We start from the raw sequence: 1,615 nt of genomic DNA, 5'->3' as shown, positions 1-1,615 counted from the left end.
AGCGGTATCTGGGACGGAACGTTTAAGCCAGCATACAGCAACAACATGGCCTGGTGTCTGTGGGATATGCTGACCCACCCGCGCTACGGCATGGGTAAACGTCTTGGTGCGGCAGATGTGGATAAATGGGCGCTGTATGTCATCGGCCAGTGTTGCGACCAGTCGGTGCCGGACGGTTTTGGCGGCACGGAGCCGCGCATCACCTGTAATGCGTACCTGACCACACAGCGTAAGGCGTGGGATGTGCTCAGTGATTTCTGCTCGGCGATGCGCTGTATGCCGGTATGGAACGGGCAGACGCTGACGTTCGTGCAGGACCGACCATCAGATAAGGTGTGGACCTATAACCGCAGTAATGTGGTGATGCCGGATGATGGCGCGCCGTTCCGCTACAGCTTCAGCGCCCTGAAGGACCGCCATAATGCCGTTGAGGTGAACTGGATTGACCCGGATAACGGCTGGGAGACGGCGACAGAGCTTGTGGAGGACACGCAGGCCATTGCCCGTTACGGTCGTAACGTCACGAAGATGGATGCCTTTGGCTGTACCAGCCGGGGGCAGGCACACCGAGCCGGGCTGTGGCTGATTAAAACGGAGCTGCTGGAAACGCAGACCGTGGACTTCAGCGTGGGCGCAGAAGGGCTTCGCCATGTGCCGGGCGATGTCATTGAAATCTGTGATGATGACTATGCCGGTATCAGCATCGGCGGGCGCGTGCTGGCGGTAAACAGCCAGATCCGGACGCTGACGCTCGACCGTGAAATCACGCTGCCATCCTCCGGTACCACGCTGATAAGCCTGGTTGACGGAAGTGGCAATCCGGTCAGCGTGGAGGTTCAGTCCGTCACCGACGGCGTGAAGGTGAAAGTGAGCCGTGTTCCTGACGGCGTTGCTGAATACAGCGTGTGGGGGCTGAAGCTGCCGACGCTGCGCCAGCGCCTGTTCCGCTGCGTGAGTATCCGTGAGAACGACGACGGCACGTATGCCATCACCGCCGTGCAGCATGTACCGGAAAAAGAGGCCATCGTGGATAACGGGGCGCACTTTGACGGCGACCAGAGCGGCACGGTGAATGGTGTCACGCCGCCAGCAGTGCAGCACCTGACTGCCGAAGTTACCGCAGACAGCGGGGAGTATCAGGTACTGGCCCGCTGGGATACGCCGAAGGTGGTGAAGGGCGTGAGTTTCATGCTTCGCCTGACCGTGGCAGCGGATGACGGCAGTGAGCGGCTGGTCAGCACAGCCCGGACGGCGGAAACCACATACCGCTTCACGCAACTGGCGCTGGGGAACTACAGGCTGACAGTCCGGGCGGTAAATGCCCGGGGGCAGCAGGGCGATCCGGCATCGGTATCGTTCCGGATTGCCGCACCTGCAGTGCCGTCGCGGATTGAGCTGACGCCGGGCTATTTTCAGATAACCGCCACGCCGCATCTTGCCGTTTATGACCCGACGGTACAGTTTGAGTTCTGGTTCTCGGAAACGCGGATTACCGATATCAGGCAGGTAGAAACCACAGCCCGCTATCTTGGTACGGCGCTGTACTGGATAGCCGCCAGTATCAATATCAAACCGGGCCATGATTATTACTTTTATATCCGCAGTGTGAACACCG

At 59.7% G+C, this 1,615-nt stretch carries 1 protein-coding gene; it reads left to right on the top strand.

Annotation, left to right across the window (positions count from 1 at the left end; translation table 11 throughout):
• Window positions 1-1,615: host specificity protein J (locus tag ATB02_RS25600; RefSeq protein WP_198600601.1), on the top strand; the 1,615-nt coding region annotated here is incomplete at both ends.

It is taken from the genome of Escherichia sp. MOD1-EC5189, assembly GCF_002966045.1.
Taxonomy (GTDB): Bacteria; Pseudomonadota; Gammaproteobacteria; order Enterobacterales; family Enterobacteriaceae; genus Escherichia; species Escherichia coli_F.
The sequence above is the reverse complement of the archived record's forward strand: the minus strand, read 5'-3'. Positions and strand labels throughout refer to the sequence as shown.